At 61.4% G+C, this 17,991-nt stretch carries 21 protein-coding genes and 1 other RNA gene; 10 read left to right on the top strand and 12 right to left on the bottom strand.

The window, feature by feature from the left end; genetic code table 11:
- Positions 1–121 precede the first annotated feature (121 nt).
- Positions 122–571 carry an EVE domain-containing protein gene (locus tag RGV33_RS31120; RefSeq protein WP_322148249.1) on the bottom strand — a complete coding sequence of 150 codons (450 nt, stop codon included), beginning with the start codon at positions 569–571 and terminating at the stop codon, positions 122–124.
- Positions 572–765: 194 nt separating this feature from the next.
- Between RGV33_RS31120 and RGV33_RS31115 the strand changes: the two genes are divergently transcribed.
- Complete coding sequence (locus RGV33_RS31115; RefSeq protein WP_003213959.1) at positions 766–915, top strand: hypothetical protein; 150 nt, start codon at positions 766–768, stop codon at positions 913–915.
- Between the two features lie 7 nt (positions 916–922).
- Here the strand turns inward: RGV33_RS31115 and RGV33_RS31110 are convergent, their stop codons facing one another.
- From RGV33_RS31110 to RGV33_RS31095, 4 genes are all read right to left on the bottom strand, one after another.
- Entirely contained in the window at positions 923–1,552 is a 630-nt protein-coding gene (locus RGV33_RS31110) for a 5-formyltetrahydrofolate cyclo-ligase (RefSeq protein WP_322148246.1), read from the bottom strand.
- 56 nt (positions 1,553–1,608) lie between these two features.
- Positions 1,609–1,787, bottom strand: a non-coding RNA gene (gene ssrS / locus RGV33_RS31105) — 6S RNA.
- A 30-nt stretch (positions 1,788–1,817) separates the two neighbouring features.
- On the bottom strand, positions 1,818–2,135 hold the full coding sequence (locus tag RGV33_RS31100) for a cell division protein ZapA (protein ID WP_003213956.1): 318 nt from the start codon (positions 2,133–2,135) through the stop codon (positions 1,818–1,820).
- The gene (locus RGV33_RS31095) at positions 2,132–2,341 is read right to left on the bottom strand and encodes a TIGR02449 family protein (protein ID WP_003213954.1); all 210 of its coding nucleotides are present in this window, start codon (positions 2,339–2,341) and stop codon (positions 2,132–2,134) included. Before RGV33_RS31095 ends, RGV33_RS31100 begins: the two co-directional genes overlap by 4 nt.
- A 138-nt stretch (positions 2,342–2,479) precedes the next feature.
- Here RGV33_RS31095 and RGV33_RS31090 point away from each other — a divergent pair, with 138 nt between their 5' ends.
- The 9 genes from RGV33_RS31090 (at position 2,480) to gcvH (ending at position 11,837) form a co-directional block, all read left to right on the top strand.
- Positions 2,480–3,037, top strand: a complete 558-nt coding sequence (locus RGV33_RS31090; RefSeq protein WP_322148242.1) for a YecA family protein — start codon at positions 2,480–2,482, stop codon at positions 3,035–3,037.
- Between the two features lie 20 nt (positions 3,038–3,057).
- Complete coding sequence (gene pepP, locus RGV33_RS31085) at positions 3,058–4,380, top strand: Xaa-Pro aminopeptidase (RefSeq protein WP_322148241.1); 1,323 nt, start codon at positions 3,058–3,060, stop codon at positions 4,378–4,380.
- The gene (gene ubiH, locus RGV33_RS31080) at positions 4,377–5,564 is read left to right on the top strand and encodes a 2-octaprenyl-6-methoxyphenyl hydroxylase (protein WP_322148240.1); all 1,188 of its coding nucleotides are present in this window, start codon (positions 4,377–4,379) and stop codon (positions 5,562–5,564) included. Before pepP ends, ubiH begins: the two co-directional genes overlap by 4 nt.
- Complete coding sequence (locus RGV33_RS31075; RefSeq protein WP_322148239.1) at positions 5,557–6,042, top strand: DUF4442 domain-containing protein; 486 nt, start codon at positions 5,557–5,559, stop codon at positions 6,040–6,042. The genes ubiH and RGV33_RS31075 overlap by 8 nt, the downstream gene beginning before the upstream one ends.
- Positions 6,043–6,051: 9 nt before the next feature.
- A complete protein-coding gene (locus tag RGV33_RS31070; protein ID WP_322148771.1) occupies positions 6,052–7,269 on the top strand; it encodes a 2-octaprenyl-3-methyl-6-methoxy-1,4-benzoquinol hydroxylase in 1,218 nt (405 codons plus the stop codon).
- Positions 7,270–7,364: 95 nt separating this feature from the next.
- Entirely contained in the window at positions 7,365–8,369 is a 1,005-nt protein-coding gene (locus RGV33_RS31065; RefSeq protein ID WP_322148238.1) for an extracellular solute-binding protein, read from the top strand.
- A gap of 177 nt (positions 8,370–8,546) precedes the next feature.
- Positions 8,547–10,163 carry an iron ABC transporter permease gene (locus RGV33_RS31060; RefSeq protein ID WP_322148237.1) on the top strand — a complete coding sequence of 539 codons (1,617 nt, stop codon included), beginning with the start codon at positions 8,547–8,549 and terminating at the stop codon, positions 10,161–10,163.
- Positions 10,164–10,319: 156 nt separating this feature from the next.
- Positions 10,320–11,402, top strand: coding sequence for a glycine cleavage system aminomethyltransferase GcvT (gcvT, locus tag RGV33_RS31055; RefSeq protein WP_322148236.1), 1,083 nt, complete (start codon positions 10,320–10,322; stop codon positions 11,400–11,402).
- Positions 11,403–11,453: 51 nt separating this feature from the next.
- Positions 11,454–11,837 carry a glycine cleavage system protein GcvH gene (gcvH, locus tag RGV33_RS31050; protein WP_322148234.1) on the top strand — a complete coding sequence of 128 codons (384 nt, stop codon included), beginning with the start codon at positions 11,454–11,456 and terminating at the stop codon, positions 11,835–11,837.
- A 39-nt stretch (positions 11,838–11,876) separates the two neighbouring features.
- On the opposite strand, the gene RGV33_RS31045 is transcribed toward gcvH, so the two are convergent.
- The 7 genes from RGV33_RS31045 to RGV33_RS31015 form a co-directional block, all read right to left on the bottom strand.
- On the bottom strand, positions 11,877–13,019 hold the full coding sequence (locus RGV33_RS31045; protein WP_322148233.1) for a DegT/DnrJ/EryC1/StrS aminotransferase family protein: 1,143 nt from the start codon (positions 13,017–13,019) through the stop codon (positions 11,877–11,879).
- Between the two features lie 160 nt (positions 13,020–13,179).
- A complete protein-coding gene (locus RGV33_RS31040; protein WP_322148232.1) occupies positions 13,180–13,851 on the bottom strand; it encodes an outer membrane protein in 672 nt (223 codons plus the stop codon).
- Positions 13,852–14,011: 160 nt separating this feature from the next.
- Positions 14,012–14,329, bottom strand: coding sequence for a DUF2388 domain-containing protein (locus RGV33_RS31035; protein ID WP_010167882.1), 318 nt, complete (start codon positions 14,327–14,329; stop codon positions 14,012–14,014).
- A gap of 69 nt (positions 14,330–14,398) precedes the next feature.
- Positions 14,399–14,845: an NfeD family protein gene (locus RGV33_RS31030; RefSeq protein ID WP_322148231.1), complete on the bottom strand. Its 447-nt coding sequence runs from the start codon at positions 14,843–14,845 to the stop codon at positions 14,399–14,401.
- 10 nt (positions 14,846–14,855) lie between these two features.
- A complete protein-coding gene (locus RGV33_RS31025) occupies positions 14,856–15,776 on the bottom strand; it encodes an SPFH domain-containing protein (protein ID WP_003213925.1) in 921 nt (306 codons plus the stop codon).
- Between the two features lie 59 nt (positions 15,777–15,835).
- Positions 15,836–17,539, bottom strand: coding sequence for a GspE/PulE family protein (locus RGV33_RS31020; protein WP_322148230.1), 1,704 nt, complete (start codon positions 17,537–17,539; stop codon positions 15,836–15,838).
- An 83-nt stretch (positions 17,540–17,622) separates the two neighbouring features.
- On the bottom strand, positions 17,623–17,961 hold the full coding sequence (locus RGV33_RS31015) for a hypothetical protein (RefSeq protein ID WP_322148229.1): 339 nt from the start codon (positions 17,959–17,961) through the stop codon (positions 17,623–17,625).
- Positions 17,962–17,991 lie beyond the last annotated feature (30 nt).

Below are 17,991 nucleotides of genomic sequence, written 5' to 3'. Positions count from 1 at the left end.
TAGCGTCCTAGTTTGACCGATCCTGCCCGAAGGCTCTTGATGCGGGTCAAATGAAGGGCCAGCCTAACCCGGTTGGCGTGCAGATGCATGCGCCATGGGCGTGACCGCAGGGTTCTGCTGTTTAGCGCAGGCCGAGTACGGCGGCCCACTGTTCGGCGGTGACCGGCATCACCGAAAGGCGGCTGCCCTTTTGCACCAGGGGCAACTCGGCAAGGGCGGCTTGCTGTTTTAGATACCCCAAGCCCAGGACCTTGGGGAAAGTCTCGACGTGGGCGACATTGATCGCGCTCCAGGGGTTTTTCTCAGGGCTGGCCTTGGCGTCGAAATAATGGCTGCCGGGCTCCAGTGCGGTGGGGTCCGGGTAGGCGGCCTCGACGATTTTGCCAATGCCGGCAATCCCCGGTTCCGGGCAGCTGGAGTGGTAGAAGAAGAACTGGTCACCCACCGCCATCGCCCGCAGAAAGTTCCGCGCCTGGTAGTTGCGCACCCCGTCCCACCGGGTCTCGCCGAGCGTTTCCAAGCCCTTGATGGACAGTTCATCGGGCTCGGATTTCATCAGCCAATAGGCCATGTTTTCGCTCCTCAAAAGGCGACTGGGAAAGTTGTCCTGCAATTTTATGACAAACCGACAGTCGGTTGGCGTCAAGGTTTGCGTGTTGGTTCACGTTAACGCAGAATGCCGGGGTTTTGAGCTTGACGCAGCTGGCACGGACTACTAATGGAACGTTGCTCATCGTGTGCAAGATGCCTGAAGGGGGGCAATCGATGAAACGCAAACCTGATTTACTATGGATATTGGTTATTTTGTTCGGTCTGGGCGTCGTGACCACCGGCTATGCGCAGAGCTTGTGGTCGAACAAGACTGACGCACCGATTGAACTCGCACAGCAACAGCCGCAGCCATTCAAGCGCTGACCCGTCTTTAAGACGCTGCTGATTCCAGTAGCGTTTCTGCTATATACCAATCCTTATCGGTGACAGTGCCCTCAAGCGGTACGTCCCAGCTCGCCTGCGCCAATCTATCGACCTTCTGGCATTCATGGGCCAGGCCCAACAGTGTCGGCTTGCGCCAGGATTTCCGGCGGGCCATGTAGGCCAGGCTGCGGTCATAAAAGCCGCCGCCCATGCCGAGACGTCCACCGGCATCGTCAAACCCAACCAGTGGCAACAGCACCAGGTCCAGCGCCCAGACCTTGCGTTGCCGGCTGACATTCACTTGTGGCTCAAGGATGCGAAAACGGTTGGGCTTCAGCTTCTCGCCGGGCCGCACCCGCTGGAACACCATCTTGGTTCGCGGCCACGCGCTGAGTACCGGCAGGTACGTGGCCTTGCCCCGGCGCTGTGCAGCGCGCAGCAGCAGGCGCGGGTCGATTTCACCGTCCGTCGGTAGATATAAAGAGATGTGCTTGGCCCGGCGAAACAGCGGGTGCTGTGCCAGTTGCCGATACAGGCCTTGGGCGGCCTGGCGCTGCTCGCTGGCGGTAAGGGCGCGGCGGGCTTTGCGCAGCATGCGTCGAAGTTGCGGGCGGGAAACCGGCGCAGGTTCGGTCATGGTTTTCGGCTCATAAAACAATGCCAGTCCTGGGACTGGCATTGGATTTGGAAATCAGGCTCCCCGACAGAACCGCTGTCGACTTAGCCCTTGAACCCGAAAGTTCAAGGTGGAAGAAACAGTAGGCTTTAAGGCTTTCCGTCTAGCGGACATGCACACCAGCCCAACGTGTAACTTCCAGGGTAGTGCGAATCGGCTCAGGGACATCGCCGACTGGCAAGCACGCCAGGGAGTGAGGCGAGTATACCCGAAACCGACGCCGCAATCAGCCCTTGGGTGGCTCTGGATCGGTAGAAAGTACCAGATCAACCCGCTCCAGCAGGTCGCGCACCTGCTCACGCGTCGAGCCGCTGGCCTGCACGTCAGGCCGTTCCTGCTTGTGCAGCAAATCATGGGTAATGTTCAGGGCGGCCATCACGGCGATGCGATCGGCACCGATGACTTTGCCGCTGCTGCGGATTTCACGCATCTTGCCGTCCAGGTAGCGGGCAGCGCTCACCAGGTTGCTGCGTTCTTCCTGCGGGCAGATGATCGAATATTCTTTGTCGAGAATCTGCACGGTGACGCTATTGCTTGAACTCATGAGTCTTGCTCCAGGGCCTTCAGGCGCGAAATCATCGATTCGACCTTACGCCGGGCGATTTCGTTTTTTTCAATGAGGTGAGCGCGTTCCTCGCGCCAGGTCTTTTCCTGAGCTAGTAGGAGTCCGTTTTGGCTCTTAAGTTGCTCGACCCGGTTAATTAGCAGCTCGAGTCTGGCCATCAGCGCTTGCAGGTCGGTGTCTTCCATTGGGTTCCACTGGTTTTGTCTGATGAATGGCAACTGCTGGATAAACGATCTGACGCCCTCGATAGTCTTGGTACGTCTGCCGATGCTAGGATACAGCGCTTCATTCTAGACATTGCGCCGTCTGGCGCCTAGCTCACCATGCCCATTCAGAACTCCCCGTACGATGCTTTTTCCAAACTGCTGAGTTCCAGCGGTCATCCTTGCTCGCCTGCCGAACTGCACGGCGTGCTGCTGGGCCGCAGTTGCACCGGTGTTGGCTTTGATGCCGACAACTGGCTGGCCGATGTTGCCGAGCTGCTGGAAACCGAGCCCACCGACAACGTGCGTAAAGCCCTCATCGGCCTGCAAGAGATGGTCAAAGGCGAGCTGACCGGTGATGACGTCACCGTCGTCCTGCTGCTGCCTACCGATGACGCGCCGCTCACCGAGCGCGCCGCCGCGTTGGGCCAATGGTGCCAAGGCTTCCTCCACGGTTTCGGCGTGAACGCCGGCGGCCTCGACCTGAGCACCGATGCCCAGGAAGTGCTGCAGGACCTGGCGGCCATCTCCCAGGTGCAAGATGCCCTGGAAGAGTCCGAAGACGGCGAAAGCGACTACATGGAAGTGATGGAATACCTGCGTGTCGCGCCGCTGTTGCTGTTCACCGAGACCCGTAAATCGGCTGAACCCGCTGCGCCCAAGCCGTCGCTGCACTAAGAAAGGAAGCCCGTCTGCCCATGATCCATATCCCCAAAGCGGAATACACGAGGCGCCGCAAGGCGCTCATGGCGCAGATGGAACCCAACAGCATCGCCATCCTGCCGGCGGCGGCGGTGGCGATTCGCAACCGTGACGTCGAGCATGTCTACCGCCAGGACAGCGACTTTCAATACCTGAGCGGCTTCCCGGAACCGGAAGCGGTGATCGTGCTGATGCCCGGTCGCCAGCATGGCGAGTACGTGCTGTTCTGCCGCGAACGCAATGCCGAGCGCGAACTGTGGGACGGCCTGCGGGCCGGCACCGAAGGCGCGATCCGCGAATTTGGCGCCGATGACGCATTCCCGATTACCGATATCGACGACATCCTGCCCGGGCTGATCGAAGGCCGCGACCGGGTGTATTCAGCCATGGGCAGCAATGCCGAATTCGACCGGCACCTGATGGAGTGGATCAACGTGATCCGCTCTAAAGCGCACCTCGGCGCCCAGCCGCCGAACGAATTTGTTGCCCTGGATCACCTGCTTCACGACATGCGCCTGTATAAATCGGCAGCAGAAGTGAAGGTGATGCGCGAGGCCGCGCGGATTTCCTGCGCGGCCCATGTGCGGGCGATGCAGGCCAGCCGCGCCGGGTTGCATGAGTTCAGCCTGGAGGCGGAGCTTGATTACGAGTTTCGCAAGGGCGGGGCGAAGATGCCGGCCTATGGCTCCATCGTCGCCTCGGGGCGCAACAGCTGCATCCTGCATTACCAGCAGAATGACGCGGTGCTCAAGGACGGCGACCTGGTACTGATCGACGCCGGTTGCGAGATCGACTGCTACGCCAGCGACATCACCCGCACCTGGCCGGTGAGCGGCAAGTTTTCCGCCGAGCAGAAGGCGATTTACGAAATCGTGTTGGCTTCCCAGGAAGCCGCCTTTGCCGAAATCGCCCCCAACAAGCACTGGAACCAGGCTCACGAGGCGACGGTGCGCGTCATCACCGCCGGGTTGCTGAAGCTGGGCTTGTTGCAGGGTGACGTCGACGAGCTGATCGCCAGCGAAGCCTATAAGGCCTTCTACATGCACCGCGCCGGCCACTGGCTGGGGATGGATGTGCACGATGTGGGCGAATACAAAGTGGGCGGCGAGTGGCGGGTGCTGGAAGTCGGCATGGCGCTGACGGTGGAGCCGGGGATTTATATCTCGCCGGACAACCTGAACGTGGCGAAGAAATGGCGTGGCATTGGCGTACGCATCGAGGACGACGTGGTGGTGACCAAGCAAGGCTGTGAAATTCTGACCGGTGGCGTGCCCAAGGCCGTTGCCGAGATTGAAGCGCTGATGGCGAGCGCCCGATGAGCCGGGTCAATCTGGCGATTATCGGCGGTGGCCTGGTGGGCGCCAGCCTCGCGTTGGCGTTGCAGGCCGGGGCCAAGGCCCGCGGCTGGAAGGTCGTGCTGATCGAGCCGTTTGCCCCGGGCGACAGTTACCAGCCGAGTTATGACGCGCGTTCTTCAGCGCTGTCGTTCGGCGCGCGGCAGATTTATCAACGGTTGGGCGTATGGCAGGAAATCTCGCGCCGCGCCGAGCCGATCAAGCAGATTCATGTGTCGGACCGTGGCCGCTTCTCTACCGCGCGCCTGTCGGCCATGGAAGAAGGTGTGCCGGCGCTTGGCTACGTGGTGGAAAACGCCTGGCTGGGCCAATGCCTGTGGCAAGGCCTGGACAGGGACGTGGTCAGTTGGCGTTGCCCGGCGGAAGTCACCCGCATGGAGCCGCTTGCCGATGGCTACCGCCTGACCCTCAATGATGAAACCGTGCTGGAATGCGACCTCGCCGTACTGGCCGATGGCGGCCGCTCCGGCCTGCGCGAACAACTGGGCATCGACGTGAAAACGCGGCCGTACAACCAGAGCGCGCTGATCGCCAACATCACCCCAAGTGAAGCCCACAACGGCGAGGCGTTCGAGCGTTTCACCGACGAAGGGCCGATGGCCTTGCTGCCGTTGCCGGACAACCGTTGCGCGTTGGTCTGGACCCGCATCGGCATGGACGCCCAGCGTTTGGCCGAACTGGACGAGCGCAGTTTTCTCAGTGAATTGCAGGGTGTGTTCGGCTACCGCCTGGGCACCCTGAAGCAGGTCGGTGCGCGTCATCTGTACCCGTTGACCCTCGTGGAAGCGCAAGAGCAAGTGCGTTCCCATCTGGCCGTGCTTGGCAATGCGGCCCACAGCCTGCACCCGATTGCCGGCCAGGGTTTCAACCTGTCCCTGCGCGATGCCTACGCCCTGGCCGAGGCGTTGCTGGCCGGGCCTGCGATCCCGGGCGACCTGGCGACATTGCAGGCGTACCGCGAGCGTCAGCGCATGGACCAGAAACTCACCGTCGGCTTCTCCGATCAAGTCACCCGGCTGTTTGGCAGCGCCCAACCGCTGGTAGCGCTGGGCCGGAACATGGGCTTGCTGGGCCTGGACTTGCTGCCGCCAGCCAAGCGCTGGTTCGCACGCCAGGCCATGGGCCTGGGCACCCGTCCCGATGCGTGAGTGGCTGACCCAACGCTTGGGCAAGGCGCGGCTGTTGCGCTGGATCATGACCCTGTACCCGCCGTACCTCGGGGCCGGCGTTCGGGTGTTGCACATCGGCAGCGATTTTCGCGAGGTCAAGGTGCGTATGGGCCTGGGCTGGTACAACCGCAATTACGTCGGCACGCAGTTTGGCGGCAGCCTGTATTCGATGGTCGACCCGTTCTACATGCTGATGTTGATGGAGAACCTGGGGCGCGACTACATCGTCTGGGACAAGGCGGCTGCCATCGACTTTATCTCGCCGGGCAAGGGCCCGGTGTTTGCCGAATTTTCAATCGACCAAGCGTTGCTGGACGAGATTCGCCAGCACACCGCCAGCGGCGACAAGTACTTGCCGCAGCTCCAGGTGCAGATTCATGACGGCTCCGGCACTCTGGTGGCGCGGGTCGACAAAACCCTTTATGTGCGGCGCAAGCCGCAATCAAGACAGGCTTAAAGCATGGACATGCGCGCAGATGTGCTGATTGTCGGGGCCGGAATGGTCGGAAGCGCCCTGGCGCTGGCGTTGCAGGGCAGTGGCCTGCAGGTGCTGCTGCTCGACGGCAGCCCGCTGAACGTCAAGCCGTTCGATCCTGACGCCGCGTTCGAGCCGCGGGTGAGCGCCTTGTCGGCGGCGAGCCAACGTATCCTTGAGCGCCTTGGCGTGTGGGACGGCATCGTTGAGCGACGTGCCAGCCCTTACGGCGAGATGCAGGTGTGGGACGGCAGCGGCACCGGGCAAATCCACTTCTCGGCTGCCAGCGTGCATGCCGAAGTGCTGGGGCATATCGTAGAAAACCGTGTGGTCCAGGACGCCTTGCTCGATCGCCTGCACGACTGCGACCTCGGCCTGCTGGCCAATGCGCGCCTGGAACAGATGCGCCGCTCCGGTGATGACTGGCTGCTGACCCTGGCCGATGGCCGTACCTTGCGCGCGCCGCTGGTGGTTGCGGCAGACGGTGCCAACTCGGCCGTGCGCCGCCTGACCGGCACCGCCACCCGCGAGTGGGATTATTTGCACAACGCCATCGTCACCAGTGTGCGCAGCAGCCAGGCGCACCAGAAGACGGCTTGGCAGCGTTTTACCGACAACGGTCCGCTGGCGTTTTTGCCACTGGTACGGGACGGGCAGGAAGATTGGTGTTCGATCGTCTGGTCGACCACCCCGGCTGAGTCCGAGCGCTTGATGGCGCTGGACGATGAAAGCTTCTGCCGTGAGCTGGAGCGTGCGTTCGAAGGGCGCCTGGGCAGCGTGTTAATCGCCGATCCACGGCTGTGCGTGCCGTTGCGCCAGCGCCATGCCAAACGTTATGTGGCCGAAGGCCTGGCGTTGATTGGTGATGCGGCCCACGTCATTCATCCGTTGGCGGGGCAGGGTGTGAACCTGGGCTTCCTCGACGCGGCGGTGCTGGCCGAGGTGCTGTTGGCGGCCAACGAGCGTGGCGAGCGGCTGGCAGACGTGAAGGTACTCAGCCGTTACGAGCGCCGGCGCATGCCGCACAACCTGGCGCTGATGGCGGCGATGGAAGGCTTTGAGCGGTTGTTCCAGGCCGATCAACTGCCACTGCGTTGGTTGCGTAACGCCGGGTTGAAGGTGGTCGAGCAAATGCCGGAGGCCAAGGCGTTGTTTGTGCGCCAGGCGTTGGGTTTGACGGGGGATTTGCCGGAGCTGGCCAAGGCCTGAGGGCGCTGTGCAACATCTGGTAACGGCTCCGTTAAGCGCTACCAAATGTGAGTCCTTATCATTTGCCCTCTTTTTGCAAATGAGAGACCGCACCCATGTTGGCACCCAAGCGCCTCCTGACTGCCCTGGCACTTACCCTTATCGGCAGCACCACCGTGCAGGCGGCCGACGAAGTCGTGGTCTACTCCTCGCGTATCGACGAACTGATCAAGCCGGTGTTCGACGCCTACACCAAGAAGACCGGTGTGCAGGTGAAGTTCATCACCGACAAGGAAGCGCCGCTGATGCAGCGCATCAAGGCCGAAGGTGAAAACGCCACCGCCGACCTGCTGCTCACCGTCGACGCCGGCAACCTCTGGCAGGCCGAGCAGATGGGCATCCTGCAACCGTTCACCTCCGAAGTGATCGACAAGAATATCCCCCTTCAATACCGTTCTTCGGCCCATGCCTGGACCGGCTTGAGCCTGCGCGCGCGGACCATCGCCTACTCGACGGATCGCGTGAAGCCGGGCGACCTGACCACCTACGAGGCCCTGGCCGACAAACAGTGGGAAGGCCGCCTGTGCCTGCGCACGGCGAAGAAGGTCTACAACCAGTCGCTGACCGCCACGCTGATCGAAACCCACGGCGCGGCCAAGACCGAAGAAATCGTCAAGGGCTGGGTGAACAACCTGTCCACCGACGTGTTCTCCGATGACATCGCGGTGCTGGAGGCGATCAACGCCGGGCAGTGCGACGTCGGTATCGTCAACACCTACTACTACGGCCGCCTGCACAAGCAGAAGCCGGAACTGGCGGTGAAACTGTTCTGGCCGAACCAGGGCGACCGTGGGGTGCACGTCAACCTGTCGGGCATCGGCCTGACCAAACATGCACCGCACCCGGAAGCGGCCAAGGCGTTGGTTGAGTGGATGACTACGCCGCAAGCACAGAAGATCTTTGCGGATGTGAACCAGGAGTTCCCGGCCAACCCGGCGGTGCCGCCGTCGGCGGAAGTCGCGACCTGGGGCAAGTTTGTGGCCGACACATTGCCGGTGGAAGTGGCGGGCAAGCGTCAGGCCGAGGCGATTCGCTTGATGGATCGGGCTGGCTGGAACTAAGTACACTTTTCAAAGCGCCGCAAGACAGTGTGGGAGCTGGCTTGCCTGCGATAGCATCACCGCGGTTGTGACTGACACACCGAAGTGCCTGCATCGCGGCGGTGCGACGGTTCGACAAGCCCGGCTCCCACACTGTTTTGTGGTGAGTTAAAAATATTATCCCCAGAGAACTGTTCCTTGGCCCATCCCGCCCAACGCCGCTGGTACCTGCCGGTCTTCACCGTCGCCGCCCTGGTGCTGCTGCCACTGAGCGTGCTGTTGCTGTCGTGGCAGAGCATCGATCAACAGATCTGGTCCCACCTGTGGGAAACCCAGATGCCGCGCCTGCTGGGCAACACCCTGACCCTGGTGCTGGGCGTCGGTGTGGGCGTCACGCTGCTGGGCGTCAGCCTGGCCTGGCTGACCAGCCTCTGCGAATTCCCTGGCCGGCGCTGGCTGGACTGGGCGTTGATGCTGCCTTTTGCGATTCCCGCCTATGTCCTGGCCTTCGTCTTCGTTGGCCTGCTGGATTTCGCCGGCCCGGTACAAACCCTGCTGCGCGATTGGTTCGGCACGGGGCTGCGGCTGCCGCGGGTACGCTCGACCAGCGGCGTGATCATCGTGCTGGTGCTGGTGTTCTATCCCTACGTTTATCTGCTGGCGCGCACCGCGTTTCTTGCCCAGGGCAAAGGGCTGATGGAGGCTGCGCGGGTATTGGGCCAATCACCGTGGCAAGCGTTCTGGCGCGTGGCCTTGCCCATGGCACGTCCCGCCATTGGTGCGGGCGTGGCCCTGGCGCTGATGGAAACCCTGGCGGATTTCGGCGCCGTTTCGGTGTTCAACTTCGACACCTTCACCACCGCCATCTACAAGACCTGGTACGGCTTTTTCAGCCTTTCCAGCGCGGCGCAACTTGCCAGCCTGTTGCTGTTGGTGGTGATGCTGGTGCTCTATGGCGAGCGCCGTGCCCGGGGCGCCAGCCGGCCGAGCAACGAGCGGCCACGCGCCAAGGCGCTGTACCACCTGCGCGGGTTCAAGGCGGTGGCGGCCAGCGGTTGGTGCGGCTTGGTGTTTGCCTGCGCGTTCGTGATCCCGATGCTGCAACTGGTGGCCTGGTTCTGGCAGCGTGGCCGCTTCGATCTGGATGAGCGCTACGCCGGCTTGATCGTCCATACCCTCTACTTGGGTGGCATGGCTGCCCTGATCACCGTCAGCGTGGCGCTGGTGCTGGCATTCGCCCATCGCCTGGCACCCACACGGGCCATCCGCTCAGGCATCAGCCTGGCCAACGTGGGCTACGCGCTGCCGGGGTCGGTGCTGGCGGTGTCGATCATGTTGGCGTTCAGCTACCTCGACCGGGAATGGGTGATTCCGGTGTCAGGCTGGCTGGGCGGGGCAGGCAAGCCACTGTTATTGGGCAGTTTGTCGGCCTTGTTGCTGGCTTATCTGGTGCGTTTCATTGCAGTGGCGTATGGGCCGCTGGAAAACAGCCTGGCGCGCATCCGCCCGTCCTTGCCTGAAGCGGCCCGCAGTCTGGGCGTCAGCGGGCCGCGACTGTTTTGCAAAGTGTATCTGCCACTGTTGCTGCCGGGCACCCTGAGCGCGGCGCTGCTGGTGTTTGTCGATGTGCTCAAGGAAATGCCAGCCACCCTGCTAATGCGCCCGTTCGGCTGGGACACGCTGGCGGTGCGGATTTTCGAGATGACCAGCGAAGGCGAGTGGGCGCGGGCTTCGCTGCCAGCCTTGACCCTGGTGTTGGTGGGCCTGTTACCGGTCATCGGGCTGATCCGACGTTCGGCGAGACGAATCGGCTAGGTGCCAGTCCTACGCCTTGAGGCTACAATGCGCGGCATTCGGTGCGGTCGATCGTTCAGGTCGGGTCGCTGAACGTGGCTACAGGCCTTGTATTTCAAGGCGTGTGGCCCGAACGGCAACCGTCCGCACCTTCGCCACGCCCGGAAGGAGAAACCCATGGGACAGCGCACGCCTCTGTATGACCTGCATCTCGCCCTAGGCGCGAAAATGGTCGATTTTGGCGGTTGGGATATGCCATTGCACTACGGTTCGCAGGTTGAGGAGCACCATCAGGTGCGACGCGACTGCGGGGTGTTTGATGTATCCCATATGACCGTGATCGATATCACAGGCCCCCAGGCCAAGGAATGGCTCCAGCATTTGCTGGCCAATGATGTTGAACGCTTGCACGGCTGCGGCCGGGCGTTGTACAGCGCCATGCTCAACGAGCAAGGCGGGGTGGTGGACGACATGATCGTGTACCGCACCGAGAGCGGTTACCGGCTGGTGGTCAATGCCGCCACCCGCGACCAGGACATGGCCTGGATGCAGGCGCAACTCGGCAGCTATCAGGCCCAGCTTCACGAGCGGCCGGAGCTGGCCATGCTCGCGATTCAAGGCCCGCATGCCCGGCAGAAGATCGCCGAACTGGTGACCCAGTCCCGTGGCACCCTGATCCATCAGCTCAAACCTTTTGAAGGCCTGGCTGACGGCGACTGGTTTATTGCGCGCACTGGCTACACCGGCGAAGACGGCTTGGAAATTGTCCTGCCGGCCGATCAGGCCCCGGCGTTTTTCAACGATCTGGTCGGCGCAGGTATTTCGCCCATCGGCCTCGGCGCCCGCGACACGCTGCGCCTTGAGGCTGGCATGAACCTCTACGGTCAGGATATTCACCAGGACGTATCGCCCTTGGCCGCCAACATGGCCTGGAGCATCGCCTGGGAGCCGGCCGCGCGCAATTTCATTGGACGCTCCGCCCTGGAAGCCGAAAAAGCCGCAGGTGTGAAGTCCAAGCTGGTTGGGCTGGTGTTGGAAGAACGCGGGGTTTTACGCGCTCATCAGGTGGTTCGTATCGCCAATGTTGGCGAAGGAGAGATCACCAGTGGTAGTTTCTCTCCTACGTTAAGCAAATCCATTGCCCTGGCGCGTGTGCCATCGGCGACTGCTGACCGGGCCGAGGTGGAAATCCGCGGCAAGTGGTACCCGGTTCGGGTGGTCAAGCCGACCTTCGTGCGCCATGGCAAAACATTGATTTAACCTTTCCGGCGGGCCAATGGCCGCTGACATTTTTCCTTGAGGACACAGACTATGAGCGATATCCCTGCCGACCTGCGTTTTGCCGAAAGTCACGAATGGGCCCGCCTGGAAGCTGACGGCAGCGTGACCGTCGGCATCTCGGACCATGCCCAGGAAGCATTGGGGGATGTGGTGTTTGTTGAGTTGACCGAAGTCGGCAACGTGTTCAAGGCGGCTGACCAGGCCGGCGTGGTTGAATCGGTGAAAGCCGCTTCGGATATCTACTCGCCAATTGCTGGCGAAGTGATCGCGGTGAACGATGCTTTGGGCGGCGAGCCCGAGCTGTTGAACTCCGACCCGTACGGCGCCTGGATCTTCAAGCTCAAGCCAAGCAACCCGGCTGACCTGGAAAAACTGCTGGACGCGGCCGGTTACAAGTCCGCCATCGGCGAGTGATGCCGTTGCGGGAGCCGGCAGCCGGCTCCCGCACAGGTTTTATCCGCGCTTCAATACCGCTTTGACCGCCGCTACCGAACGCTCTACGTCCGCTCTCGTCATCGCCGTGAACATCGGCAACGACACAATCAAACGCCCCACTTTTTCGGCTACCGGGAACATGCCTTCCTTGAATCCCTGCGCCTTGTACAAGCTCAACAGGTGGATCGGTGGGTAGTGATAGCCAATGCCGACACCATGGGCCTGCATCTGCTCCATGAACGTGGCGCGTGCCGGCAACCCGTCCTGGCGCTCCGGCAGTACCAGCTGGAACAGGTGCCAGTTGCTGTTTTCGAAGTCTGCCGGTGGCAATTGCGCACCGTACTGCGCTTCAAAGTCACTGCCAAAGCATTCGAAGTAGTGCCGCGCCAGTTCCTGGCGATGAGCAGTGATCTTCTCGATATGCGCAAACTGCCCCAGGCCGATGGCCGCTGCGATATCAGTCATGTTGAACTTGCCGCCCAGCACATCCACGTCCAGGCCGTCGAAGCCGGTGCGGGTAACGCCTTGCAGGCGATATTTCTCGGCCAGGCGTGCTTCTTCAGCGTTGTTCAACACCAGGCAGCCGCCTTCAGACGACGTGATGTTCTTGTTCGCCTGGAAGCTGAACGATACGAAATCACCCGTGGCGCCAATCCGCTTGCCGTCCCAGCTGGAACCCAGGGCTTGTGCAGCATCTTCGACGATGCGCAGGTTGTACTTGTTGGCCAGCGCATACAGCAACGGCATGTCCAGCGGCAGGCCGGCCAGGTACACCGGGATAATCGCCTTGGTGCGCGGCGTGATTGCTGCTTCCACCTGGGCCAGGTCGATGTTGCGGGTGACCGGGTCGATATCGGCGAACACGGGCGTGGCGCCGACCTCAAGAATCACGTTGGCAGTGGCAACCCATGAAATCGGCGTAGTGATGACTTCATCCCCAGGCCCGATACCGGCGATGCGCAAGGCAATCTCCATGGTGCAGGTGCCCGAGTTGAAGGTACGCACCGGGCGCCCGCCAAAGTATTCCGACAGCTGCGCTTCAAACGCCTGCACTTTCGGCCCGCTGGTGATCCAGCCGGAACGCAGGACATCGCCCACCGCCGAGATGGTGGCTTCATCAATGGTGGGCTTGGAAAACGGCAGAAAGGGCAGTTGGCTCATGACGTTGAAGGCATCCGTTTCAGAAAGGCGATGAGAAAAAAGCATAATCAATGCCGGGCATGGTTGCACGGCTCGACTGAATATAGCCTGTCGCCTGTGAATGAATCGTCGCCCTTTAAACAAAAATGCCGCCTGGAGAGCGGCATTCCCAGCGTCTGCGTCAGAAGGAAACGCGGGCCTCAAGAAACACATTCTGTTCCTTGAGCTTGCCTTTAAGCTGCTCGTCCCGGGCGTTTATCCGATTGGCGAAGGTGTTGTAGCCGGTTTCAATCCCGCCCATGTCCACATAACGCCAGCCGGTGCCGAGGGTAAGCGTTTCGCTGACCTTGGCGTCCAGCCCCAGGCCGACGCTGTAGGCGAAATTGTACTGGCGGTTGCTGGCGAAACGACGGGTGTTGTTGGTCTGGTAACCCTCGGCATCAATTTGCGCCAGGCCCACGCCGGCTGTGCCGTAAAACGATAACCAGTCGTTGATCGGGATGTTTTTATAACCGTTTAGCATCAAGCGCTGGCTGTCGGCCCGCAGGCTATTGACGTTGGCATTGAACGGCGCCCAACGGGATTTGAAATTCGAATGGCTCGGCATGGTGTATTCCCCTTCCAGGCGCCAGCCATCGGCAAAGGCATAACCCACGGCGAATGAGCCGGTGAATGTCTTGCTGCTGTCGGGCGCTTCTACCCGGTCGGTGACGCGTGGGCTGGTCAACAGCGAGCTGGAGAGATTCTGGCGGGCGCTGTTGAGTTTTGCCGACCCATACCAGCCCTCCGCTTGGGCATAAGGGGTAGCAATTGCGGCGAGCAACAGGGCGCAAGATAGTTTTTGCATGGTCATCGATTCACTCGGTCTAAAAGGAATCGATAGCTTGTTGCTGGGGGCGCGGGCTGCTCGACAGGACTTTTCCTGTTTGAGTACTGAATCGCCAATGCTGGCTGTAGGAAAGCCGGGCAAAAAAATGCCGCTCTAAAGGAGCGGCATTTCTTACACAGCGATATTACTCGGAAGCAATGGCGTTTTTCGCCAGGATCGCGTTGGCCAGGTCCATGTCCGTGGCTTTGAGGCCAGGGTTATCGGCGCGAACCTTCTGCATTGCAGCTTCCAGGTACGGACCACGGATGCTGCCGTCGCTGGCGACGAAGCTACCGGCGTCGTCCTGCGCGGCGACCACCATTTTGTGGTCCTTGAAGGTCAGGTACGTCGAGCCGGTGGTGGCACCCGATGAGATGACGTTACGCCAAAAGCTGTCGGCCATGGCTGAACCGACAGGAAGGGAAAGCACGGCGAGGGTTGCGACAGCATATTTTAGACGCATGATGGGTGACTCCGACTGGGTTATCTGAACAGTTTGATTGTAGATAACCCAGCCGAGTTCCATGGCTGACTAAACAGTTTCGACCTTTAGAATGACGCCGTCCTGACCAGTGACACGTACATGTGCCCCGACAGGGGCGTCTGGCCCTGCCGCCATCCACACGCCATCGCCCACCTTGATCTTGCCCCGGCCCTCGATAATTGCCTGATGCACTACAAAGGTGCGGCCGATCAGCTCTGAGCCACGCATGTTTAGCCCCGGCTGGTCGCTGACCTTGGCACTGCTGCGCTGGCGTCGCCACCAGTACACCGCCGTCAGGATCGACAACACCGCAAACAGCAGCAGTTGCCACTCCAGCCCCAGGCTGGGTACCAGGAACTTGATCACGCCCACGGCGGCGGCGGCGATGCCCATCCACAGTAGATAACCACCGGCGCCGAACACTTCAAGGATCAACAGCACCGTGCCCAGTGCCAGCCAGTCCCAAAACGACAGGTGCTGCAGGAATTCCCACATGGTGCGTGCCTCAGGCTTTCTTGTTGTCGAAGGTGGCCTTGACGATCTCGCCGATGCCGCCGACAGCGCCAATCACCTGGCTGGCTTCCAGTGGCATCAGGATCACCTTGCTGTTGTTGGCCGAGGCCAGCTTGCCCAGCGCGTCGATGTATTTCTGGGCGACAAAGTAGTTGATGGCCTGCACGTTACCGGTAGCGATCGCTTCCGATACCACTTGAGTGGCGCGGGCTTCTGCCTCGGCCTGACGTTCGCGGGCTTCGGATTCCAGGAACGCGGCCTGACGACCACCTTCGGCCTCCAGGATCTGCGCCTGCTTCTTGCCTTCGGCGGTCAGGATCGCGGAGGCGCGCAGGCCTTCGGCTTCGAGGATCTGCGCACGCTTGATCCGCTCGGCCTTCATCTGGCCGGACATGGCGGCCATCAGGTCGGCAGGCGGGCTGATGTCCTTGATCTCGATCCGGGTGATCTTGATGCCCCACGGTGCGGTGGCTTCGTCGACGGTGCGCAGCAGTTTTTCGTTGATGCCGTCACGCTGGCTGAGCATCGCGTCCAGCTCCATGGAGCCGAGTACGGTACGGATGTTGGTTTGCAGCAGGTTGCGGATGGCGTGTTCGAGGTTGTTCACCTCGTAGGCGGCCTGGGCGGTATTGACCACCTGGAAGAAGCACACGGCGTCGATCTGTACGGTGGCGTTGTCGGCGGTGATGACTTCCTGGGGCGGAATATCCAGCACGCTTTCCATCACGTTGATCTTGCGCCCGATACGGTCCATGACCGGAATGATGATGTTCAAGCCCGGCTTGAGGGTGTTGGTGTAGCGGCCGAAACGCTCGACTGTCCACTGGTAACCCTGGGGGACCACCTTGAACCCCATGAAGAGGATGGCAACGGCCAAGCCTACAAATAGAAGCAGTACGGTTCCGATCTGCATAACGATTCCTTGTCTGGTGTTGGCGATAAAGCGAGGTTTGGCCGAGTGTAACGGTGTTGTCACGGATAAGAACGGTTTACCGGCCCATCCATCAAGGGATTTGTTTCTGAATCCCCAGGCGTCACTCGCAGCACCTCCTCCAGTGTTGTCAGCCCGGCCATTACCTTGCGGATACCGGCAGCCCGCAAGCTGCACATTCCTTGCTCAAGGGCCATATGGCGCACGGCCTGGATGTCGGTGCCCGAGGTGACCAATGACTTGAGCTGGTCATTCATCAGCATGACCTCGTAGATCCCGGCGCGGCCCCGATAACCGCTCTCCCGGCAGTCTGCGCAACCTACGGCCTGGTGAGCCTGCCCGGCGGGCCGCTTGCAGTGCGGGCACAACAGCCGTACCAGGCGCTGGGCCATCACCCCCAGCAACGTTGCATTGATCAGGTAATGAGGGATGCCCAGTTCCAACAAGCGAGTGATGGCTCCGGGCGCATCGTTGGTGTGCAGCGTGGACAACACCAGGTGCCCGGTCAGCGCCGCCTGGATGGCCATTTCTGCCGTTTCCAGGTCGCGAATCTCGCCAATCATGATGATGTCCGGGTCCTGGCGCATCAGGGCGCGGACGCCGCTGGCAAAGGTCAGGTCGATGTTGTACTGGACCTGCATCTGGTTGAAGGCCGGCTCGACCATTTCGATCGGGTCTTCGACGGTACACAGGTTGACCTCCCGGGTCGCCAGTTGCTTGAGCGTGGTGTACAGCGTGCTGGTCTTGCCCGAACCGGTGGGGCCGGTGACCAGGATGATGCCGTTGGCCTGGCCGGTCATGGATTGCCAGCGTTGCAGGTCGTCGCTGGAAAGCCCCAGCTGCTGGAAATCCTTGTGCAGCACCTGGGGGTCAAAAATTCGCATCACCAGCTTTTCGCCGAAGGCTGTGGGCAAGGTCGACAGGCGCAGTTCCACTTCACCGCCCGCCGGGCTTTTGGTCTTCACACGGCCGTCCTGGGGTTTGCGTTTTTCCGCTACGTTCATCCGGCCCAGGCTTTTCAGGCGGCTGACCACCGCCACCGTCACCTGGGACGGGAATTGATAGACGTCGTGCAGCAGGCCATCGATGCGAAACCGCACGCGACCCTGATCGCACCCGGGTTCGATATGGATATCACTGGCCCGCTGGCCAAAGGCGTACTGCAACAGCCAGTCGACAATATTGACGATGTGCGCGTCGTTGGCGTCTGGCTCCTGGTCGCTGGCGCCGAGGTTGAGCAGTTGCTCGATGTTGGATGTGCCGGACGTTTTTTGATCAATGGCGCCACTGACCGATTTCGCCAGCCGGTAAAACTCGACGGTGCAGCGCTGGATATCCCTGGGGTTGGCCAGCACCCGCCTGATGGAGCGCTTCAACACTTGGGACAGGCCTGCTTCCCAGCTGCTCACGTAGGGTTGGGCGCTGGCGACTGTGACGTTGTGGGCGTCGACCGCGACGGCGAGGATCTTGTGCCGCTGGGCGAAGGCATAGGACATCAGGGGCACCACCGCCGCGACATCAATCTTCAGCGGGTCGATACGCAGGTAAGGCTGGCCGCAGTGCCGGGCGAGCCATTCGGTCAGCATTTCCAGAGGTGGCCCATGGCTGGCGATGCATTCCAGGGGATGCAGCGCGCTGTTCGTCGGTAGGGCCAGGTCGGCGGGCACCAGGCCCTGGTCGATCAGGGCGGGCAACAACTGATGGATTTCCAGCCAGCGATCCTGCGGATTTGACGCAACGGACATGGTGACGTTCCTGGGCAAAGGTTAGGCATGTCCTGAGGCTAGTCACCCTGTGCGCTTCGGCGGCCGGGCTTTATTGCAGGCTTTTACTGACCGGTCGCTTGCACCGCCAGAGACCGCGCGGCATCAGCTGGGCGCAGTTCCAGCGAGCACACACTGATCAGGTTACGAAGTTTTTCACCAATTACTTGGGCACGGTGCCAGCTCAGGCCATCCATCACGATATCGATCGCCAGCAGGTCGTCTTCGCGCTGCACGTTCACTTGCTGGGGAACCAGAAACTGCAGGGCAAAGTAGTTGAGTACCCGGCACAACACGTCGGGCTCGGCCTCGGCCAGGATTTGATAGTGCGCCTGGCAGTGGGCATTGCTGACAGCCCAGGCATCGACGCGTGGGGCGTGGTTGGCGGCTTCGACGATGTGCATGTTGGCTCTCCGGATTCGACTGTAGAAATT

The sequence above is a fragment of the Pseudomonas sp. Bout1 genome, assembly GCF_034314165.1.
Lineage (GTDB): Bacteria > Pseudomonadota > Gammaproteobacteria > Pseudomonadales > Pseudomonadaceae > Aquipseudomonas.
Note: the sequence above shows the minus strand (reverse complement) of the source record. Positions and strands in the feature narration are given on the sequence as shown.

Excerpts from the sequence above, each read along its gene's own strand:
- RGV33_RS31025 (WP_003213925.1), bottom strand. The coding sequence starts at position 15,776 with ATGCAGATCGGAACCGTACTGCTTCTATTTGTAGGCTTGGCCGTTGCC.
- RGV33_RS31115 (WP_003213959.1), top strand. The coding sequence starts at position 766 with ATGAAACGCAAACCTGATTTACTATGGATATTGGTTATTTTGTTCGGT.
- RGV33_RS31040 (WP_322148232.1), bottom strand. The coding sequence starts at position 13,851 with ATGACCATGCAAAAACTATCTTGCGCCCTGTTGCTCGCCGCAATTGCT.
- RGV33_RS31020 (WP_322148230.1), bottom strand. The coding sequence starts at position 17,539 with ATGTCCGTTGCGTCAAATCCGCAGGATCGCTGGCTGGAAATCCATCAG.
- RGV33_RS31120 (WP_322148249.1), bottom strand. The coding sequence starts at position 571 with ATGGCCTATTGGCTGATGAAATCCGAGCCCGATGAACTGTCCATCAAG.
- ubiH (WP_322148240.1), top strand. The coding sequence starts at position 4,377 with ATGAGCCGGGTCAATCTGGCGATTATCGGCGGTGGCCTGGTGGGCGCC.
- RGV33_RS31065 (WP_322148238.1), top strand. The coding sequence starts at position 7,365 with ATGTTGGCACCCAAGCGCCTCCTGACTGCCCTGGCACTTACCCTTATC.
- RGV33_RS31095 (WP_003213954.1), bottom strand. The coding sequence starts at position 2,341 with ATGGAAGACACCGACCTGCAAGCGCTGATGGCCAGACTCGAGCTGCTA.
- RGV33_RS31075 (WP_322148239.1), top strand. The coding sequence starts at position 5,557 with ATGCGTGAGTGGCTGACCCAACGCTTGGGCAAGGCGCGGCTGTTGCGC.
- RGV33_RS31090 (WP_322148242.1), top strand. The coding sequence starts at position 2,480 with ATGCCCATTCAGAACTCCCCGTACGATGCTTTTTCCAAACTGCTGAGT.
- RGV33_RS31100 (WP_003213956.1), bottom strand. The coding sequence starts at position 2,135 with ATGAGTTCAAGCAATAGCGTCACCGTGCAGATTCTCGACAAAGAATAT.
- gcvH (WP_322148234.1), top strand. The coding sequence starts at position 11,454 with ATGAGCGATATCCCTGCCGACCTGCGTTTTGCCGAAAGTCACGAATGG.
- RGV33_RS31070 (WP_322148771.1), top strand. The coding sequence starts at position 6,052 with ATGCGCGCAGATGTGCTGATTGTCGGGGCCGGAATGGTCGGAAGCGCC.
- RGV33_RS31015 (WP_322148229.1), bottom strand. The coding sequence starts at position 17,961 with ATGCACATCGTCGAAGCCGCCAACCACGCCCCACGCGTCGATGCCTGG.
- RGV33_RS31035 (WP_010167882.1), bottom strand. The coding sequence starts at position 14,329 with ATGCGTCTAAAATATGCTGTCGCAACCCTCGCCGTGCTTTCCCTTCCT.
- RGV33_RS31045 (WP_322148233.1), bottom strand. The coding sequence starts at position 13,019 with ATGAGCCAACTGCCCTTTCTGCCGTTTTCCAAGCCCACCATTGATGAA.
- RGV33_RS31030 (WP_322148231.1), bottom strand. The coding sequence starts at position 14,845 with ATGTGGGAATTCCTGCAGCACCTGTCGTTTTGGGACTGGCTGGCACTG.
- gcvT (WP_322148236.1), top strand. The coding sequence starts at position 10,320 with ATGGGACAGCGCACGCCTCTGTATGACCTGCATCTCGCCCTAGGCGCG.
- RGV33_RS31110 (WP_322148246.1), bottom strand. The coding sequence starts at position 1,552 with ATGACCGAACCTGCGCCGGTTTCCCGCCCGCAACTTCGACGCATGCTG.
- pepP (WP_322148241.1), top strand. The coding sequence starts at position 3,058 with ATGATCCATATCCCCAAAGCGGAATACACGAGGCGCCGCAAGGCGCTC.